This window comes from Streptomyces sp. G45 (assembly GCF_049542095.1).
GTDB lineage: Bacteria > Actinomycetota > Actinomycetes > Streptomycetales > Streptomycetaceae > Streptomyces.
Window position 1 is genome coordinate 6,822,809 of the sequence record NZ_JBMUZU010000001.1, and the last position, 18,492, is coordinate 6,841,300.

Genomic DNA, 18,492 nt, shown 5'->3' on the forward strand with positions numbered 1-18,492 from the left:
AGGAAGTCGGACCACAGCAGAAAATATGGTCATTCCCACCGATAGGCGGGGATACCTCGTGGATCGCGGGAAGTTGGTGACGACCTCTCGATCCACCACAGAGCGGAGGACTCAGAGCATGGCCGGCGCGATGCGCAAGATGGCGGTCTACCTCGGCCTCGTGGAGGACGACGGTTACGACGGCCGGGGATTCGACCCCGATGACGATTTCGAGCCCGAGCCGGAGCCCGAGCGCGACCGTCGGCGGCACGAGCCGCCGCACCAGTCCCACCTCCCGGAGCGGGAGATCGAAAGGGACGAACCGGTACGAGTGGTGCAGCCTCCGGCGCAGCGCGAACCGGCGCCACGGCCCGCCCCTCTCCCCGCCGAAACGGGACGACCGGCGAGAATCGCCCCCGTGGCATCTATCACACCTGAACGTCAGAGCCTGGAGAAGAACGCACCGGTGATCATGCCCAAGGTCGTGTCCGAGCGTGAGCCCTACCGCATCACCACGCTTCACCCCGGACCTACAACGAAGCCCGTACCATCGGGGAACACTTCCGCGAGGGCACCCCGGTGATCATGAACTTGACCGAGATGGATGACACGGACGCGAAGCGACTTGTCGACTTTGCGGCCGGTCTTGTCTTCGGACTGCATGGCAGTATCGAGCGAGTGACGCAGAAGGTGTTCCTGTTGTCGCCTGCTAACGTCGATGTCACGGCGGAGGACAAGGCCCGCATCGCAGAGGGCGGGTTCTTCAACCAGAGCTGAGACGCAGTGCGGTAGACAGCGGAACCGGACCGACACAACGCGGTCGCGACAAGCAGCAGGGGAGAGGGAAACGCGAACATGGGCGTGGTCTTGCAAGTGATCTACATCGCGCTGATGTGCTTCCTCATCCTGCTGATCTTCCGGCTGGTCATGGACTACGTCTTCCAGTTCGCCCGCTCATGGCAACCCGGCAAGGCGATGGTGGTCGTTCTGGAGGCCACCTACACTGTCACCGATCCACCGCTCAAGCTTCTGCGGCGGTTCATCCCGCCGCTGCGTCTCGGGGGCGTGGCGCTCGACCTGTCCTTCTTCGTACTGATGATCATCGTCTACATCCTGATCTCCGTCGTGAGCCGGCTGTGAGCGCGATGTCAATTACGGTCTTGCCGAATGCCGACGACTACGTTGAGGTGAAGAGATGCCGTTGACCCCCGAGGACGTGCGGAACAAGCAGTTCACGACCGTCCGCCTCCGAGAAGGCTATGACGAGGACGAGGTCGATGCCTTCCTCGATGAGGTCGAAGCCGAACTGACCCGCCTGCTCCGCGAGAACGAGGACCTGCGCGCGAAGCTGGCCGCCGCCACGCGTGCCGCCGCGCAGAACCAGCAGCAGGGCGGGATGCGCAAGGGCCCCGACGGTCCGCCGCAGGACCAGCGGCCCGGCGCGCCCGTGCCCGCCGCGATATCTGGTCCGCAGCCGGTCCCGCCGGGGCAGCAGCACCCGATGGGTGGTCCGCCCCAGCTTCCCGGTGGTGCCCCGCAGCTGCCCGCCGGTCCCGGTGGCCACGGTCCGCAGGGCGGCCCGCAGGGTCCCGGCCCGATGGGTCAGGGTCCGATGGGCGGCCCCATGGGCGGTCCGATGGGCGGCCATGGCCCGCAGCTGCCGCAGCCCGGCCAGGGTCCCGGCGGCGACAGCGCCGCCCGTGTGCTTTCGCTCGCGCAGCAGACCGCCGACCAGGCGATCGCCGAGGCCCGTTCCGAGGCCAACAAGATCGTGGGCGAGGCCCGTTCGCGCGCCGAGGGCCTGGAGCGGGACGCCCGCGCCAAGGCCGATGCCCTGGAGCGGGACGCGCAGGAAAAGCACCGTGTCGCGATGGGCTCCCTGGAGTCCGCCCGCGCCACCCTTGAGCGCAAGGTCGAGGACCTGCGCGGCTTCGAGCGCGAGTACCGCACGCGGCTGAAGTCCTACCTGGAGTCGCAGCTGCGCCAGCTGGAGACCCAGGCCGACGACTCGCTGGCCCCGCCGCGGACCCCGGCGACCGCCTCCCTGCCGCCGTCCCCGGCGCCTTCGATGGCCCCGGCGGGCGCGGGTGCCCCGTCCTACGGGGGCAACCAGTCGATGGGCGGCAACAGCCAGCCCGCGGGCGGCCCGTCGTACGGCGGTCAGCAGCAGATGTCCCCGGCGATGACGCAGCCGATGGCGCCGGTGCGGCCGCAGGGCCCGCAGCCGATGCAGCAGGCGCCGTCCCCGATGCGCGGCTTCCTCATCGACGAGGACGACAACTGACGGCCACCACCACGCCATAGGCGTCGGCGAAGCACAGGGCGGAGCCCCCGGACCACCGGGGGCTCCGCCCTTTCGCGCTGCCGGTTGCTCGCCGCTGTGGGCACAGCAGGGATGTGGGCACAGTGGGGAGCGGGCAGGAAGAGCAGAAGGCCCGGTCCCGCCGAGGTGACTGGCGGGACCGGGCCTTCGTCGTTGCCGCTACGCCTTGCGGAGGCGGAACGTCAGGTTCAGGGACTCGTCCTTGAACGCCTCCCCGTAGGTGTCGTCTCCCTCACCGGAGGCGAAGTCCACGGCCAGGACCTCCTCGGCGATCAGCGAAGCGTGCTCCGTGAGCGCCCTGACCGTGGCGTCGTCCGGCGACGCCCAGCGCAGCGCGATGCGGTCGGCGACGTCCAGGCCGCTGTTCTTGCGGGCCTCCTGGATCAGCCGGATCGCGTCGCGGGCCAGGCCCGCGCGGCGCAGCTCGTCCGTCAGCTCCAGGTCGAGGGCGACCGTGGCGCCGGAGTCGGACGCCACCGACCAGCCCTCGCGCGGCGTTTCGGTGATGATGACCTCGTCCGGGGCGAGGCTGACGGTCTCGCCGTCGACCTCGACCGAGGCCGTGCCTTCACGCAGCGCGAGGGACAGCGCGGCCGCGTCGGCCTCCGCGACCGCCTTGGCCACGGCCTGCACGCCCTTGCCGAACCGCTTGCCCAGGGCGCGGAAGTTGGCCTTCGCGGTGGTGTCGACCAGCGAGCCGCCGACTTCGGAGAGCGAGGCCAGCGAGGAGACGTTCAGCTCCTCGGCGATCTGGGCGCGCAACTCGTCGCCCAGCGTCTCGAAGCCGGTCGCCGCGACCAGCGCGCGGGACAGCGGCTGGCGGGTCTTGACGCCCGACTCGGCGCGCGAGGCGCGGCCCAGCTCCACCAGGCGGCGGACCAGGGCCATCTGCCGGGACAGCTCGGGGTCGACCGCCGACAGGTCGGCCTCGGGCCAGGTCGCCAGGTGCACCGACTCCGGGGCGTCCGGGGTGACGGGCACGATGAGGTCCTGCCACACGCGTTCGGTGATGAACGGCGTGAGCGGGGCCATCAGGCGCGTGACCGTCTCGATGACCTCGTGCAGGGTGCGCAGCGCGGCCTTGTCGCCCTGCCAGAAGCGGCGGCGCGAGCGGCGTACGTACCAGTTGGAGAGGTTGTCGACGAACGCGGACAGGAGCTTGCCCGCGCGCTGGGTGTCGTAGGCGTCCATGGCCTGCGTCACCTGGTCGGTGAGCGCGTGCAGTTCGCCGAGCAGCCAGCGGTCCAGGAGCGGCCGGTCGGCGGGCGCCGGGTCGGCGTCGGACGGGGCCCACTTCGACGTACGGGCGTACAGCGCCTGGAAGGCGACCGTGTTCCAGTACGTCAGGAGGGTCTTGCGGACGACTTCCTGGATGGTGCCGTGGCCGACGCGGCGCGCGGCCCAGGGGGAGCCGCCCGCGGCCATGAACCAGCGCACGGCGTCGGCGCCGTGCTGGTCCATCAGCGGGATGGGCTGGAGGATGTTGCCCAGGTGTTTGGACATCTTGCGGCCGTCCTCGGCGAGGATGTGGCCGAGGCAGACGACGTTCTCGTAGCTCGACTTGTCGAACACGAGGGTGCCGATGGCCATCAGCGTGTAGAACCAGCCGCGGGTCTGGTCGATGGCCTCGGAGATGAACTGCGCCGGGTAGCGGGACTCGAACAGTTCCTTGTTCTTGTACGGGTAGCCCCACTGTGCGAACGGCATCGAGCCCGAGTCGTACCAGGCGTCGATGACCTCGGGGACGCGCACCGCTTCCAGGGAGCAGCCCTCGTGGGTGCAGGGGAAGGTGACGTCGTCGATGAAGGGGCGGTGCGGGTCGAGGCCGGACTGGTCGGTGCCGGTCAGCTCGGTGAGTTCGGCGCGGGAGCCGACGCAGGTCAGGTGGCCCTCCTCGCAGCGCCAGATGGGCAGCGGGGTGCCCCAGTAGCGGTTGCGGGACAGGGCCCAGTCGACGTTGTTGGTCAGCCAGTCGCCGAAGCGGCCGTGCTTGACCGACTCCGGGAACCAGTTGGTCTTCTCGTTCTCTTCGAGGAGGCGGTCCTTGATGGCCGTGGTGCGGATGTACCACGACGGCTGGGCGTAGTAGAGGAGTGCCGTGTGGCAGCGCCAGCAGTGCGGGTAGCTGTGCTCGTAGGCGATGTGCTTGAAGAGCAGGCCGCGGGCGTCGAGGTCCGCGGTGAGCTTTTCGTCCGCCTTCTTGAAGAACTCGCCGCCGACCAGCGGGACGTCCTCTTCGAAGGTGCCGTCCGGGCGGACGGGGTTCACCACCGGCAGGCCGTACGACCGGCAGACCTTGAGGTCGTCCTCACCGAAGGCGGGGGACTGGTGGACGAGGCCGGTGCCGTCCTCCGTGGTCACGTACTCGGCGTTGACGACGTAGTGGGCGGGGGCCGGGCTGTGCTCATCGGTTCCCTCGCTGGCGCTCGGGAACTCGACCAGCTCGAAGGGGCGCTGGTACGTCCAGCGCTCCATCTCGGCGCCGGTGAAGGTCTGGCCCGTGGTCTGCCAGCCCTCGCCGAGGGCCTTCTCCACCAGGGGCTCGGCGACGACCAGCTTCTCCTTGCCGTCGGTCGCCACTACGTAGGTGACGTCCGGGTGGGCGGCGACCGCCGTGTTGGACACCAGCGTCCACGGGGTGGTCGTCCACACCAGGAGGGCGGCCTCGCCCGCGAGGGGGCCGCCGGTGAGGGGGAAGCGGACGTAGACGGAGGGGTCGACGACCGTCTCGTAGCCCTGGGCCAGCTCGTGGTCGGACAGGCCGGTGCCGCAGCGGGGGCACCAGGGGGCGACGCGGTGGTCCTGGACCAGGAGGTCCTTCTTGAAGATCTCCTTCAGGGACCACCAGACGGAGTCCACGTACTCCGGGTTCATGGTGCGGTAGGCGTCGTCGAGGTCGACCCAGTAGCCCATGCGGGTCGTCAGCTCGGCGAAGGCGTCCGTGTGCCGGGTCACCGACTCGCGGCACTTGGCGTTGAACTCGGCGATGCCGTACGCCTCGATGTCCTTCTTGCCGGAGAAGCCCAGCTCCTTCTCCACGGCCAGCTCCACGGGCAGGCCGTGGCAGTCCCAGCCCGCCTTGCGGGCGACGTGGTACCCGCGCATGGTGCGGAAGCGGGGGAAGACGTCCTTGAAGACGCGGGCCTCGATGTGGTGGGCGCCCGGCATGCCGTTGGCGGTGGGCGGGCCCTCGTAGAACACCCACTCGGGGCGGCCCTCGGACTGCTCCAGGCTCTTGGCGAAGATCTTCTGCTCGCGCCAGAAGTCGAGCACGGCGTGCTCTAGGGCGGGCAGGTCGACCTGGGCTGGCACCTGGCGGTACTGCGGCGGCGTCATATCGCGCTTCCTCCGGCGGACGTGCGTTCCGTTCCGTCGGAGGGACGAGAGCCCTGTGCCTGCGCTCCCGCGGTACCACCCTCCTTGGCCGCCGTGGTGCCGGTGGCACCTGTGACGGCCCCCTCATTGGGGTCGCGATGCCGGTTCTACTCGCCTGGGCCCGGTCCTTGCGGCGCTGGGCTGCGGCTTTCTTCCGGCGGCTCCGGGGTGATCTTCACGTCGCGCTCGCCCCCGGGCTCACACCGTCCCCGGGTCGCTCCTGGCTGCGTACGCCGCTACTCGTCCCCATCCACGCTTTTCGCTCCGGCCAGTGTACGGCGCCCGGGCGAGGGGTGCCGACCGGTTTTCGGCGGACCGGGGCCCGGCCGGGGCGGGTCCCGGGGGAGGTGCGGGCGCGGGCGCCGTACTGACCCGAATGGCCAGACGCACGCCCACGCGTCCCGGTGCGCCCCGGGCGGCGGATTACGCGGCGAAGAGCTGGGCACAACGCTTGAAGGCTCGTCGCGCGGCACCCGCGGGGCGGGCGAATCGGGCGGTGTGCCCCGTTGCCGCGGGCTTGGAGTCGATTTATCGTCCCAGCACGATTCGCGAGCAAGATCACAATATGTGAAGGGGCCGCGGGCATGGTGGCGAAGAAGACCGCCGTACAGCAGTCGGTGTCCAGCAGATCCACAGGAGCGGAGGCCGACGGGGCGGCCCGGGGAACCGGCGGCGGCAAGGCGGCCCGAGCGGTGAAGACCGTACGCGCGGGCGCGTCCGCCGCTGCGGGTGCCGGGGGCGGCCCCAGAAGACGGCGGCCAAGTCCGCCACCGGGGCCCCGGCCAAGGCTGCGGTGACCAAGAAGGCCGCTCCGAAGAAGGCGGTGGGCCAGAAGGCGGCCACGGGGAAGGCGGCGTCGGCCAAGCCCGCGAAGGCCTCCGCGGCCGCGTCCACGAAGACCACGGCTGCGAAGGCCGCGCCTACGAAGTCTGCGGCCACCAAGACCGGCACCGCGAAGACCGGCACCGTGAAGACCGGCACTACGAAGAAGGCCAGCACTACGAAGACGACGGCGGCCAAGACCGCGACCACGAAGGCCGCGACCAAGAGGGCCGCGGCCACTGAGACAGCCCCCAAGAAGGCGGCCGCCAAGGACACCGCCCCTATGAAGGCCGCTTCCGAGAAGGCGGCCGCCAAGGACACCGCCCCCAAGAAGGCGGCCCCCAAGAAGACCCCCTCCAAGAAGGCCGCCCCCGCGAAGGCCGCCCCCGCGAAGGCGCACCCCCCGAGCAGCGAGGCCCCCGAGGAGGCGGGGCTCCCGAGTGAGGAGGCGGCCGAGGGGGCGGGTGGGGCGCGCGGGGCGGAAAAGACGGCGGCTTCCCCCGCCGAAGCGGAGGCGACCAGCGGGCGTGGCGCGTCCAAGAAGGCGACGGAGACCGCCGCGAAGGGCCCAGGGGCCCGGAAGCGCACGGCCAAGAAGACGGCCGCGTCCGCGGCCGAGGATGCGGCTTTGGCCGCGGAGACGACGGGAGCCACGACAGTGGTTGCGAAGAAGACTCCGGGCACGGTGACGGCACAGGCGACGCACAAGCCGGGGGCGGTACCGAAGGCACGCGCCGCCGCGGCGCCCGGCGAGCTGGCGGTGCGCCCCGGCGAGGACCCGTGGACCCCGGCCGAGGTCGCCGACGCCAGGACCGAGCTGATGGCCGAGGCGATGCGGCTGCGCACCGAGATCGAGGCGTCCGAGACCTCCCTCGCGGGCCTGATGCGGGACTCCGGGGACGGCGCGGGCGACGACCAGGCGGACACGGGGACGAAGAACATCACCCGGGAGCACGAGATGGCGCTCGCCGCGAACGCCCGGGAGATGCTGGAGCAGACCGAACGCGCCCTGGAGCGCCTGGACGCGGGCACCTACGGGCTGTGCGAGAACTGCGGCAACCCGATCGGCAAGGCCCGGATGCAGGCGTTCCCGCGCGCGACCCTGTGCGTGGAGTGCAAGCAGAAGCAGGAGCGGCGGTCCTGACCGGGGCCGGTACGCGCGGGCCCGTACACCTGGGCCCGTACGTGTGTGCCGTACCCTCGTCCCAGTCAGGTACCTAGTCGAGGGACTCACGTGGCAGAGGCGGAGCGCATCATCGGTACGCCGGACATCCCCGAGGCAGAGCACGGCGCCGACGGCGGACAGGAGGCCGACGGCGAGCGGAAGCCCAGGGGCAGGCGCAAGATCGCCGTGCTGTTCGGGGTGGCCCTGTTCGCGTACGCCCTGGACCTGGTCAGCAAGATGATCGTGGTGGCCAAGCTGGAGCACCACGAGCCCGTCGACGTCATCGGCGACCTGCTGCGCTTCAACGCGATCCGGAACCGCGGCGCCGCCTTCGGCATGGGCGAGGCGTACACGATCATGTTCACGGTGATCGCCGCGGCCGTGATCGTGGTGATCGCCCGGCTCGCCCGGAAGCTCTACAGCCTGCCCTGGGCGATCGCGCTCGGCCTGCTCCTCGGCGGTGCGCTCGGCAACCTCACCGACCGGCTGTTCCGCTCGCCCGGCGTCTTCAAGGGCGCCGTGGTCGACTTCATCGCGCCCAAGGGCTTCGCGGTGTTCAACCTCGCGGACTCGGCGATCGTGTGCGGCGGCATCCTGATCGTGCTGCTCTCCTTCCGGGGCCTCGACCCGGACGGGACCGTGCACAAGGACTGACGGGTCTCCCGAGGTCTCCGGGTGTCGTACCCCTCCTGCATACTCGTGGGGTGAGCACGATTCCCGAGATCCGTACCCTGCCCGTGCCCGACGGCTTGGAGGGCGAGCGCGTCGACGCCGCCATCTCGCGCATGTTCGGCTTCTCCCGTACGAAGGCCGCCGAGCTGGCGGCCGCCGGAAAGGTGCTGGTCGACGGGTCGGTGGCGGGCAAGTCCGAGCGCGTGCACGGCGGTGCCTGGCTGGAGGTGGAGATGCCGCAGGCGCCCGCGCCGGTGCAGGTCGTCGCCGAGCCGGTCGAGGGCATGGAGATCGTGCACGACGACGACGACATCGTGGTGATCGTCAAGCCCATCGGTGTCGCCGCCCACCCGAGCCCCGGCTGGACCGGCACCACGGTGATCGGCGGCCTCGCCGCCGCCGGGTACCGCGTCTCGACCTCCGGCGCCGCCGAGCGCCAGGGCATCGTGCACCGCCTGGACGTCGGCACCTCCGGCCTGATGGTCGTCGCCAAGTCGGAGCGGGCGTACACGTCACTGAAGCGCCAGTTCAAGGAGCGCACGGTCGACAAGCGGTACAACGCGCTGGTCCAGGGCCACCCCGACCCCCTGAGCGGCACCATCGACGCCCCCATCGGCCGCCACCCGAACCACGACTACAAGTGGGCGGTCACCGCCGACGGCAAGCCCTCCGTCACGCACTACGACCTGATGGAGGCCTTCCGCTCCGCCTCCCTGCTCGACATCAAGCTGGAGACGGGCCGCACCCATCAGATCCGCGTCCACATGTCGGCCCACCGGCACCCCTGCGTGGGCGATCTGACGTACGGCGCGGACCCCACGCTCGCCAAGCGCCTCGGCCTCACCCGCCAGTGGCTGCACGCGGTGCGCCTCGGCTTCGAGCACCCCGGCGACGGCCAGTGGGTGGAGTACGAGAGCGCCTACCCCGAAGACCTCCAGCGCGCCCTCGACCGGGTCCGGGCGGAGAGCGCGTGACCGCCGCGGACGCCGTGACCTGCCGGGTCGCGGAAGGGCGGGCGGACCTCGACGCGTGCTTCGCCGTGCGCAAGGAGGTCTTCGTCGCCGAGCAGGGCGTCCCTGAGGAACTGGAGTACGACGAGTACGACGCGGTCGCCGTGCACGTCCTCGCGGTGCGCCGCGGCGACGGGGCGCCCATCGGGACCGGGCGGCTGCTCACGGGCGAGGCGGCGGCCGTCAAGAACGGCGGGGACGCGGGCGTGGGCGCCCTGGGGCGCCTCGCCGTCCTGCGGTCCGCGCGGGGGCTCGGGGCGGGGGCGGCGCTGGTGCGGGCCATCGAGGACGCGGCCCGTGAGCGGGGGCTCACCGCCGTCGACCTGCACGCGCAGACGCACGCGCTGGGCTTCTACGAGCGGTTGGGGTACGAGGCGTACGGGGCGGAGTTCCCGGATGCCGGGATTCCGCACCGGGCGATGCGGAAGGCGCTGCGCTAGCGCTTCGCCGGTGGTGCCGCGCTGTGCTCGTTCGTGGTGCCGCGCTGTGCTTGTTCGGCCGCGGGCGCGTTGTGGCTGGTCGCGCAGTTCCCCGCGCCCCTTCGGGGCGCTCCCCGTGCCGTATGGCCGCATCCCGCTGGTGGGTGGTTTGCCATGTTTTTTTCCGTTCCATGGCAAGGTTGGGGTCCTGATCGCCCACGCCTCGGCCCCCGGAGTACCTCCATGGATCAACTGGCGCTGCTGCTCGTGCTGTTGCTCGGTGCCGTCGTGACCGTGCCCATAGGGGACCGGCTCGGGCTGCCCGCGCCGGTCCTCATGACCCTCGGCGGCATCGTCCTGGCCTTCCTGGACTTCGTACCGAACGTCGACATCCCGCCGGAGTTCATCCTTCCGCTGGTCCTGCCGCCGCTGCTCTACGCCGCCGTGCAGCGCACCTCCTGGCGGCAGTTCACCGCCAACATCCGGCCCATCCTGCTGCTCGCCGTGGCCCTGGTCTTCGTCACCACGGCGGCCGTCGCCGCCGTCGCCCACGCGGTCGTGCCGGGCCTGCCGCTCGCCGCCGCGCTCGCGCTCGGCGCCCTGGTCGCCCCGCCCGACCCGGTGGCCGCCACCGCCGTCGCCGGTTCGCTCGGCCTGCCGCGCCGCCTGGTGTCGATCCTGGAGGGCGAGGGCCTGTTCAACGACGTCACCGCGATCGTGCTCTACCACGTGGCCATCGCCGCCGCCGTCAGCGGCACCTTCTCCTGGCCGTCGGCCGTGGGCCAGCTCGTGCTGTCCGCGGTGGTCGCCGTCGCCGTGGGGTTCGCCATCGGCTGGCTCTCCAACAAGCTCATGGGCCTGCTCGCCGACGCCACCCTCCAGACCGGCCTGACCCTGCTCGTGCCGTTTGTCTCGTACGTCCTCGCCGAGGAACTGCACGGCTCCGGCGTCCTCGCCGTCCTGACCACCGCCCTCTACCTCGCCGAGCGGGCCGTCGACGCCGACGACGTGCTCGGCCGGATCACCGGCCAGTCCTTCTGGCAGATCGTCGACACCCTCGTCACCGGAGTCGCCTTCGGCCTGATCGGGCTCGAACTGCACAACGTCTTCGGCACGGCCGAGGGCCGCGAGTGGCGGATGCTCGGCTGGGGCGCGGCGGTCGTGGCGGTCGTCGTCGGAGTACGACTCCTTTGGCTGCTGCCCGCGACCTGGCTCGCCAAGCGGCTGCACAAGCGGCGCGACTACGACGAGGAGATCCCCATGTCGTGGCGCGAGACCGTGGTCATGTGGTGGTCCGGGATGCGCGGCGTGGCCTCCGTGGCGCTGGCCCTCGCCATCCCGCTGAAGACCGACGACGGGGCGCCGTTCCCCGGCCGCGACGAGGTCGTCTTCATCGCCTTCTGTGTGATCATGGCGACGCTGGTGGCGCAGGGGCTCACCCTGCCGTGGCTGGTGAAGCGGCTCGGGGTGCGCGCGGACACCGACGCCGAGCGCGACCTGGAGCGCGACCTCGCCCTGCGCGCCGCCAAGGCCGCCAAGGCCCGCCTGAAGGAGATCGAGGAGGTCGAGGAACTGCCCGAGGAGATCTCCGAACGGCTGCTGCGCGGCGCCTTCGACATCGGCGCCCGGATCAGCCCGGACATCGTCGACGAGGAGCGGCGCGAGCGGTACGCCAAACGCGTCGACCGCTTCAAGGCGGTCCAGCGCATCCAGCGCGAGATGATGTCGGCCGCCCGGCACGCCGTCCTCGCCGCCCGCAGCGAACCCGGCTCGGACCCGGAGGTCGTCGACCGCGTCCTGCACCACCTCGACGTACGCAGCCTGCGCTGACGCCCGCCGCGCGGGACCCGGGGGCTCAGCCCCGGCCCGTGCGCGGCAGCGGCGGCGTCGGAGCCGTCGGCGGCGCCGGTGGCGACGGCCGCTCGCCGTCCGGCGGCAGCTCCGCCCAGGCGGTGTTGACCCGCGGCAGCGCGTACGGATGGTGCTCGGCGAGCCAGGCCACCAGCTGCTCGCGGACCGTGACCCGGACCGTCCAGATGTCGTCGGCGTCCTTGGCGGTGACGAGCGCCCGCACCAGGATCGTGTTCGGCGTGGTGTCCGTGACGGCCAGGCCCCAGTCCCGGCCGTCCCAGGCGGCGCAGTCGCGCACGACCTCGTGCAGCTTCTCGCGCATCGCGGCGACCGGCGCGGTGTGGTCGAGGTGGAAGAAGACGGTGCCGGTCATCTGGGCGCCGCCGCGCGACCAGTTCTCGAACGGCTTCGACGTGAAGTACGACACGGGCATGGTGATCCGGCGCTCGTCCCAGGTGCGCACGGCCAGGAACGTCAGCGTGATCTCCTCGACCGTGCCCCACTCGCCGTCCACCACGACCGTGTCGCCGATCCGCACCATGTCGCCGAACGCGATCTGGAGCCCCGCGAAGAGGTTGCCGAGCGTGGACTGCGCGGCGACGCCCGCGACGATGCCGAGGATGCCCGCCGACGCCAGCAGCGAGGCCCCCGCGGTCTGCATCGCGGGGAACGTCAGCAGCATCGCGGCGACGGCCACCACGCCGATCACGGCCGTGACCACCCGCTGGATCAGCGTCACCTGCGTACGGACGCGGCGCACCCGGGCCGGGTCCCGGTGCGCGGCCGCGTAGCGCGCGTACGACGCCTCCACTATGGCCGCCGAGATCCGCACGGCGAGCCAGGCCACCGACCCGATGAGCACCAGCGTGAGCAACCGGGCGATGCCCGCCGAGTGCTCCACGGCGATCTCGGCCCGTTCGTACGACCCTCGCAACAGGGCGGTGCACAGCACGACTTGCAGGGGCAGCCGACAGCGCCGCAGCAGCCCCCACAGGGGGCGCTCGGGCTGCCGGGCGTCGGCACGGCGCAGCGCCGCGTCCACCATCCAGCCGACGGCCAGGGTGAGCACGACCGAGGCGCCGACGACGATCACTGGGCGCAGGACGTTCTCCATGCCTCCGAGGGTAGGGGTGCCCCTGACCGCGGATGGCACGATGGCCCCATGAACATCATGCTCTTCCACTCGACGTACGGGCTCCGGCCCGCGGTGCGCGCGGCGGCCGACCGGCTGCGCGAGGCGGGCCACGAGGTGTGGACCCCCGACCTCTTCGACGGCCGCGTCTTCGACACCGTCGAGGAGGGCATGGCCCACCGGGACGGGCTCGGCCGGGACGAACTGCTCCGGCGCGCGGTCCTGGCCGCGGCGCCCTACTCCGAGCGGGGCCTGGTGTACGCGGGCTTCTCGTTCGGCGCCTCGGTCGCGCAGACCCTCGCGCTCGGCGACGCCAAGGCGCGCGGCCTGCTGCTCCTGCACGGCACGTCCGACATCGCGGAGAACGCCTCCGTGGACGAGCTGCCGGTGCAGCTGCACGTCGCCGAGCCCGACCCGTTCGAGACGGACGACTGGCTGAGCGCCTGGTACCTCCAGATGGGCCGGGCCGGGGCGGACGTCGAGATCTACCGGTACGCCGGGGCCGGGCACCTGTACACGGACCCGGACCTGGACGACTACGACGCCGAGGCGGCCGAGACCACGTGGCGGACGGCGCTCGGGTTCCTGGAGACCCTGTAGCGCCCGGCACGGGGCGTACGCCCCGTACGGGCCGTACGGGGCGTACGGCCAAGGGGCCTAGGGGCGCCCCGTGCAGCGTCCCCTGGGGCTGCTCAGGGGCGGCTTGCACTGGAACACGATGTCGGCGGCGCTGCCGCTGAGGAAGCGGCCCAGGCAGGAGTCGCCCGAGGCGCGGCCGTGCGCGGCGCAGAACCCAAGGGCGGCCCGGCCGTCGGCGAACGGCCCCGGCGCGTAGAACACCCAGAAGCCGGGCCGCAGCGAGGCGTAGTCGTCGCTGTGCAGATACCGCGCCTCCGGGATCCGCTGGCGCAGGGCGGCGAGCTTGCGGTCGCGCGCCGCGGGCGGCGTCGAGTCCGGCTCGGAGTGGAGCTGGGCGATCCAGCGCCCGAAGCCGGGCTTCGGGCCCCTCCCCGTGGGCGTCGTCTCCGGGGTCTTCGACGGCGGCCGCCGCGTGGCGGGCTCCTGGGACGGCTTCGGCGTGGACCGCGTGGCGGTCGGCTCCGAGGGCGTGCGCCGGGGCGAGGGCCGCGTGCCGCTGGCGGTCTCCCGTGTGTCGCCGCCCGCCTTGCCGTCCGGCTCGTCGCCGCCCCGCAGCGCGAGCGCGAGGGCGACGCCCGCGACCAGCGCGAGGACCACCGCGAGGGCCGCGACGAGCACGGGCGTACGCCGCCGGGGCGCGGCGGACGGCGGCGCGGGCTCCGGCGAGAGTGCGGGCTCCGGTGAGGGAGTCGGCGTCGGTGGGGGAGCGGGCGGCTCAGGCCGCGCCGCGGTCACCGTCGGCACGTACGCGACCGGCTCGGGCGGCACGGGCGGCTCGGGTGGCACGGGTGGCCTCCCCTCGGCGACCGCCGCCAGCGTCGCGTCGAGCCGCTCCGCGTCCGGGCGCAGCGCCGGATCCCGCACCAGCAGCGCCGTCAGGACCGGCGCGAGCGGCCCGGAGCGCACCGGCGGCGGCACCGGGTCGTCGAGCACGGCCGCGAGCGTGGCCAGCGTGGACGCCCGGCGCAGCGGACTGACGCCCTCCACGGCGACGTACAGCACAAGCCCCAGCGACCACAGGTCGGCGGCCGGGCCGTCCCCGGTGCCGCGGACGCGCTCCGGAGCGATGTACTCGGGGGAGCCGATCAGCTCGCCGGTGGCGGTGAGCTGCGTGGAGCCCTGGAGCCGGGCGATGCCGAAGTCGGTGAGGACCGCGGGCGGGACCGCGCCGGGGCCCGGCGGCTCCCGCAGGAGCACGTTGGCGGGCTTGACGTCGCGGTGCGCGATGCCCGCGGCGTGGGCGACGCGCAGCGCCGACAGGATCTCGCGGCCCGTGCGCGCCGCCTCCTGAGGGGTGAGCGTGCGCTGCTCCAGGAGGTCCTGGAGGGTGCGGCCCGGCAGCAGCTCCATCACCAGCCAGGGGTGCGGTTCGGCGGGGGTGTCGACGATGTGGTGGATGGTCACCACGTGCGGGTGGTTGAGCCGGGCGAGCGCGCGGGCCTCGCGCAGCACCCGCTCGCGCAGCACGTCCGCGCCGACGCCGTCCGCCCGCGGTGGCCGCACCTCCTTCAGGGCCACCTCGCGGTGCAGCACGGTGTCGCGCGCCCGCCACACCGTGCCCATGCCGCCGCTGCCCAGCCGTTCGAGCAACTCGAAGCGCCCGTCGACCACATCCCCCTGCGTGCTCATGGGCGACAGGGTAGGTGGTCCGGCGCCCGCCGGTCAGCGCACCGGCGCGTGCGCCCGCTCCACCTTCTGCGTGCCGCTGAGCGTCCGGTACGAACGGGTCCACGCCGCCGTCGCCCTGGGGTCCGTGCGGTCGGACAGCACGTAGTAGTCCATCTGCGCGCGCTCGGCGGTCACGTCCAGGACCCCGTAGCCGTGCGAGTCCATGTCGAGCCACTTCACATGGCGGTTGGCGGCCTTGACGGCGGCGACGCCGACCAGCGACGCCGTCTGCGGCGGCACGTTCAGGAAGTCGTCGACGTTGTCGGAGGTCACCGACGTGACGACGAACTCCGTGGCGGCGGACGGCGACGACGGGTACGTGGCGGCCGTCACCGGCACGTCGTTGGCCCACGCCATGTGGATGTCGCCGGTGAGGAAGACGGTGTTCTTGACGCCCTTGTCCCGCAGGTGCCCGATGAGTTCCTTGCGGTCGTGCGTGTAGCCGTCCCACTGGTCGGTGTTGACGGCCAGGCCCTCCTTGGGCAGGCCCAGCAGCTCCGCGAGCGGCGCGAGCAGGTACGCCGGGAGCGAACCGAAGGCCACCGGCGAGATCATCACCGAGGTGCCGACCAGCTTCCAGGAGGCGTCGGAGGAGGCGAGGCCCGCCTTCAGCCAGTCGAGTTGGGCGCGCCCGGTGATCGTGCGCTCCGGGGAGTCGACGGCGCCGCTGCCGGGCTTGGCCTGCTGGGAGCGGAAGGAGCGCAGGTCGAGCAGGTGCAGATCGGCGAGCCTGCCGAAGCGCAGACGGCGGTAGACGGTGCCCTCGGTGGACGGGCGCACCGGCATCCACTCGAAGTAGGCCTGCTTGGCGGCGGCCACGCGGGCCGCCCAGGGGCCCTCGGTCTCCGGCTGGTGGTTCTCCGCGCCGCCGGACCAGGCGTCGTTGGCGACCTCGTGGTCGTCCCAGATCGCGATGACCGGGTGCGCGGCGTGCATGGCCTGGGCGTCCGGGTCGGTCTTGTGGGCGCCGTGCCGCACGCGGTAGTCGGCGAGGGTGACGATCTCGTGCCGCGGCCGGTGCTCGCGCACGACGTCGCCGGAGGAGGCGAAGCCGCCGGACGCGTACTCGTACAGGTAGTCGCCGAGGTGCAGGACCGCGTCGAGTTCGGTACGGGCCGCGAGGTGGCGGTAGGCGGAGAAGTAGCCCGCCTCCCAGTTGGAGCAGGACACCACGCCGAGGCGGACGCCGGGCGCGGCGACGTCGTGCGCGGGGGCGGTGCGGGTGCGGCCCACGGGGGAGTGCACCGGTGCGGCGCCCGCTACGGAGAAGCGGTAGTAATAGGCCGTCGCCGGGCGCAGGCCCCTTACATCGGCCTTGACGGTGTGGTCGCTTCCGGCCTTCGCGGTGGTCGAGCCACCGCTGACGATCCGGGTGAAGCCCTTGTCCTCGGCGACCTCCCAGCGGACCGTGACGTCCGGGCCCTTGCCGGAGCCCGGCACCGCGTCCGGGGTCGGCGTGAGGCGCGTCCACAGCAGGACGCCGTCGGGCAGCGGGTCACCGGAGGCGACACCGTGCAGGAAGGCGGGGCCCTCGGCGGCGCGGGCCGGGGAGGCGGCCGCCAGGGGTGCGGCGAGGGCCGCGGTGGCCGCCGCGGCCTTGACCACGGTGCGGCGGCGCGGGGTGAGCGCCGGGGCCTGGGGACCACCGGAACCCTCGGCGGGCGCGGGGGAGTTGCTGTCTATTCGACTGGTCACGAACAGGCACCCTACGGACCAGTAACGGCGAAGAGCGGGCGGCTTCGAAAAGTTCGCCCGCTCTTCCGCAAGTCGTCTACTTCGCTTGCGTGACAGCGATCGGTCAGCCCCTGGAGGCTGGTCGGCCCTCGGTGGCTGGTCGCCCTCGGGGGCGGTCAGCCCTTGAGGGCCTTGTCGATCGCCTTGTTGTAGTCCTCGACCGACATCGGCGCGTTCTTGCCGTCGGCGCCCGTGAGCTGCTTGCCGTCGACGGTGAAGGCCGGGGTGCCGCGGACGTCCTCCTTGTTGTCGTCGAACGTCTTCGACATCTCCAGGGCCCAGCGGTCGTACGTGCCGTCCTTGACGGCCTTCTTGAAGCCCGCGTTCTTCTTCAGCGCGGGCACCTCGTCGGCGATCTTGATCAGGTACGAGTCGTCCTTGAACTTGTCGTCCTGCTCGCTCGGGTGGTTGTCCGCCGAGTACAGGGCCTTCTTGTACGCGAGGAAGGCGTCGGGCGACACGTTCAGGGCGGCGCCGAGCGCGCTGAGCGCGTTGCGGGAGCCCTCGCCCGGCAGGTTCCGGTCGATGAACGTGGCGCCGACGAACTGGACCTTGTACTTGCCGTCCTTGATGTCCTTCTCGACGGTCGGGCCCACGGTCTGCTCGAAGCTGGCGCAGATCGGGCAGCGCGGGTCCTCGTAGACCTTCACGGTCTTCTTGGCGTCGGCCTTGCCGATGACGACGGTCGTGCCGTCCTTGCCGGACGTGTTGGCGGGCTTGACCAGCTTGTTGTCCTTGGCCTCTTCCCAGTAGCCGGGCTTGTTGTTCTGTACGACGGCGTAGCTGATGCCGCCCGCGATGGCCAGGACGCCGACGATGGCGCCGCCGACGATGAACGACTTCTTGCGCTTCTCGCGGCGCCGCTCGGCCTCCTGCTGGGCGCGGATCCGCTCGCGGGCCGCCTGCTTCGCCGCCTGGCTGTTGCGCTTGCTCATGACTGTTCTCCGTGGGTGTGGCAGATGTGGACTGTGGGGTGCTCAGGCGAGTCGGGCCCGGCGCGGCGGTCCACGCCGCCCCACACAGTGCACAAGCAGCCGCGTCCGCACCGCCGCGGTGCGGCGCGCGGGCCGCGGGAGGCGCCGCTCCGGAGCGACCGCGGCGGCCACCGCGGCGACGGCGACGAGCAGCGGCCGGAACGTGGCGGCGGCCACCGCGCGCAGCAGCTGGGCGACGGCGCGCTCGCCGCGGCTCAGCCAGGCGGCGGCGACCAGGCCGACGCCCACGTGCGCGGCGAGCAGCAGCCAGGCCGCGGCCGGGTCGGCGTCGGCGAGCAGCGCGGCGGCGCCCTGGGGCTCGCCGCCCGTCATGCGGGCCAGCGGGGTGCCCACGTCCCCGCCGCCGCACAGCACGTCGAAGCCGACGGAGCGCAGCGGCCCGGCGACGGGGCCGCCCGCCTGCCCGTAGCAGACGTGCTGGCCGGTGGTGAAGACCGTGTCGGCGGCCAGCTCCAGCGGGATGAGCAGGGCGGCGATCTTGCCGAAGCCGCGCTCGCGGCCCGCGAGGGCGTACGCGACGGCGTACACGGCGGCCGTGACGGCCAGGCACGTGGGCAGCGGCAGCGGGGCCCGGGACAGCAGGATGTGCGACGCGGCGGACAGCAGCACGACGAGCGTCGTGAACAGTGCCGCGCGCACCACTCTGATCGGGGTCCCGGATATGTCCATCGCGCAAGCGAGTGTGCCATGAGCCGCCGGGTCAGAGCC

At 72.3% G+C, this 18,492-nt stretch carries 14 protein-coding genes and 1 pseudogene; 9 read left to right on the plus strand and 6 right to left on the minus strand.

All coding sequences use genetic code 11. From position 1 onward, the window contains the following. Window positions 1–118: 118 nt before the first annotated feature. The 3 genes and pseudogenes from ACOBQU_RS28840 (at window position 119) to ACOBQU_RS28850 (ending at window position 2,263) form a co-directional block, all read left to right on the plus strand. A pseudogene (locus ACOBQU_RS28840) lies at window positions 119–756 on the plus strand (cell division protein SepF). Between the two features lie 78 nt (window positions 757–834). After that, window positions 835–1,119 carry a YggT family protein gene (locus ACOBQU_RS28845; protein WP_423630949.1) on the plus strand — a complete coding sequence of 95 codons (285 nt, stop codon included), beginning with the start codon at window positions 835–837 and terminating at the stop codon, window positions 1,117–1,119. A gap of 55 nt (window positions 1,120–1,174) precedes the next feature. After that, window positions 1,175–2,263 carry a DivIVA domain-containing protein gene (locus tag ACOBQU_RS28850; protein WP_423630951.1) on the plus strand — a complete coding sequence of 363 codons (1,089 nt, stop codon included), beginning with the start codon at window positions 1,175–1,177 and terminating at the stop codon, window positions 2,261–2,263. A gap of 198 nt (window positions 2,264–2,461) precedes the next feature. Here ACOBQU_RS28850 and ileS read toward each other — a convergent pair whose 3' ends face one another. Next, window positions 2,462–5,638 (minus strand): isoleucine--tRNA ligase, encoded by a 3,177-nt coding sequence (gene ileS, locus ACOBQU_RS28855; RefSeq protein ID WP_423630952.1) that lies wholly within the window; start codon window positions 5,636–5,638, stop codon window positions 2,462–2,464. Between the two features lie 832 nt (window positions 5,639–6,470). Here ileS and ACOBQU_RS28860 point away from each other — a divergent pair. From ACOBQU_RS28860 to ACOBQU_RS28880, 5 genes are all read left to right on the plus strand, one after another. Continuing rightward, window positions 6,471–7,643 carry a TraR/DksA family transcriptional regulator gene (locus ACOBQU_RS28860; RefSeq protein WP_423630954.1) on the plus strand — a complete coding sequence of 391 codons (1,173 nt, stop codon included), beginning with the start codon at window positions 6,471–6,473 and terminating at the stop codon, window positions 7,641–7,643. A 90-nt stretch (window positions 7,644–7,733) separates the two neighbouring features. Then, window positions 7,734–8,318: a signal peptidase II gene (gene lspA / locus ACOBQU_RS28865; RefSeq protein ID WP_423630956.1), complete on the plus strand. Its 585-nt coding sequence runs from the start codon at window positions 7,734–7,736 to the stop codon at window positions 8,316–8,318. 50 nt (window positions 8,319–8,368) lie between these two features. Beyond that, entirely contained in the window at window positions 8,369–9,310 is a 942-nt protein-coding gene (locus tag ACOBQU_RS28870; protein WP_423630958.1) for an RluA family pseudouridine synthase, read from the plus strand. After that, window positions 9,307–9,786, plus strand: coding sequence for a GNAT family N-acetyltransferase (locus tag ACOBQU_RS28875; protein ID WP_423630960.1), 480 nt, complete (start codon window positions 9,307–9,309; stop codon window positions 9,784–9,786). The genes ACOBQU_RS28870 and ACOBQU_RS28875 overlap by 4 nt, the downstream gene beginning before the upstream one ends. 222 nt (window positions 9,787–10,008) lie before the next feature. Beyond that, window positions 10,009–11,595, plus strand: a complete 1,587-nt coding sequence (locus ACOBQU_RS28880; RefSeq protein WP_423630962.1) for a Na+/H+ antiporter — start codon at window positions 10,009–10,011, stop codon at window positions 11,593–11,595. Window positions 11,596–11,620: 25 nt separating this feature from the next. Here ACOBQU_RS28880 and ACOBQU_RS28885 read toward each other — a convergent pair whose 3' ends face one another. Continuing rightward, window positions 11,621–12,730, minus strand: coding sequence for a mechanosensitive ion channel family protein (locus ACOBQU_RS28885; protein WP_423630964.1), 1,110 nt, complete (start codon window positions 12,728–12,730; stop codon window positions 11,621–11,623). Window positions 12,731–12,778: 48 nt separating this feature from the next. Between ACOBQU_RS28885 and ACOBQU_RS28890 the strand changes: the two genes are divergently transcribed. Continuing rightward, entirely contained in the window at window positions 12,779–13,348 is a 570-nt protein-coding gene (locus ACOBQU_RS28890; RefSeq protein WP_423630966.1) for a dienelactone hydrolase family protein, read from the plus strand. A gap of 57 nt (window positions 13,349–13,405) precedes the next feature. Here ACOBQU_RS28890 and ACOBQU_RS28895 read toward each other — a convergent pair whose 3' ends face one another. The 4 genes from ACOBQU_RS28895 to ACOBQU_RS28910 all read right to left on the minus strand — a co-directional run bounded on the left by ACOBQU_RS28895 (window position 13,406) and on the right by ACOBQU_RS28910 (window position 18,453). Beyond that, window positions 13,406–15,016: a serine/threonine-protein kinase gene (locus tag ACOBQU_RS28895; RefSeq protein ID WP_423630968.1), complete on the minus strand. Its 1,611-nt coding sequence runs from the start codon at window positions 15,014–15,016 to the stop codon at window positions 13,406–13,408. 33 nt (window positions 15,017–15,049) lie between these two features. Continuing rightward, complete coding sequence (locus ACOBQU_RS28900) at window positions 15,050–16,660, minus strand: alkaline phosphatase D family protein (protein ID WP_423634772.1); 1,611 nt, start codon at window positions 16,658–16,660, stop codon at window positions 15,050–15,052. A 245-nt stretch (window positions 16,661–16,905) separates the two neighbouring features. Then, window positions 16,906–17,724, minus strand: coding sequence for a thioredoxin domain-containing protein (locus ACOBQU_RS28905; protein WP_423630970.1), 819 nt, complete (start codon window positions 17,722–17,724; stop codon window positions 16,906–16,908). 42 nt (window positions 17,725–17,766) lie between these two features. Then, on the minus strand, window positions 17,767–18,453 hold the full coding sequence (locus ACOBQU_RS28910) for a hypothetical protein (protein ID WP_423630972.1): 687 nt from the start codon (window positions 18,451–18,453) through the stop codon (window positions 17,767–17,769). Between the last annotated feature and the right edge of the window lie 39 nt (window positions 18,454–18,492).

Coding starts and splice junctions, on each gene's coding strand:
- ACOBQU_RS28845 (WP_423630949.1), top strand. CDS start 835: ATGGGCGTGGTCTTGCAAGTGATCTACATCGCGCTGATGTGCTTCCTC.
- ACOBQU_RS28850 (WP_423630951.1), top strand. CDS start 1,175: ATGCCGTTGACCCCCGAGGACGTGCGGAACAAGCAGTTCACGACCGTC.
- ileS (WP_423630952.1), bottom strand. CDS start 5,638: ATGACGCCGCCGCAGTACCGCCAGGTGCCAGCCCAGGTCGACCTGCCC.
- ACOBQU_RS28880 (WP_423630962.1), top strand. CDS start 10,009: ATGGATCAACTGGCGCTGCTGCTCGTGCTGTTGCTCGGTGCCGTCGTG.
- ACOBQU_RS28885 (WP_423630964.1), bottom strand. CDS start 12,730: ATGGAGAACGTCCTGCGCCCAGTGATCGTCGTCGGCGCCTCGGTCGTG.
- ACOBQU_RS28890 (WP_423630966.1), top strand. CDS start 12,779: ATGAACATCATGCTCTTCCACTCGACGTACGGGCTCCGGCCCGCGGTG.
- ACOBQU_RS28895 (WP_423630968.1), bottom strand. CDS start 15,016: ATGAGCACGCAGGGGGATGTGGTCGACGGGCGCTTCGAGTTGCTCGAA.
- ACOBQU_RS28905 (WP_423630970.1), bottom strand. CDS start 17,724: ATGAGCAAGCGCAACAGCCAGGCGGCGAAGCAGGCGGCCCGCGAGCGG.
- ACOBQU_RS28910 (WP_423630972.1), bottom strand. CDS start 18,453: ATGGACATATCCGGGACCCCGATCAGAGTGGTGCGCGCGGCACTGTTC.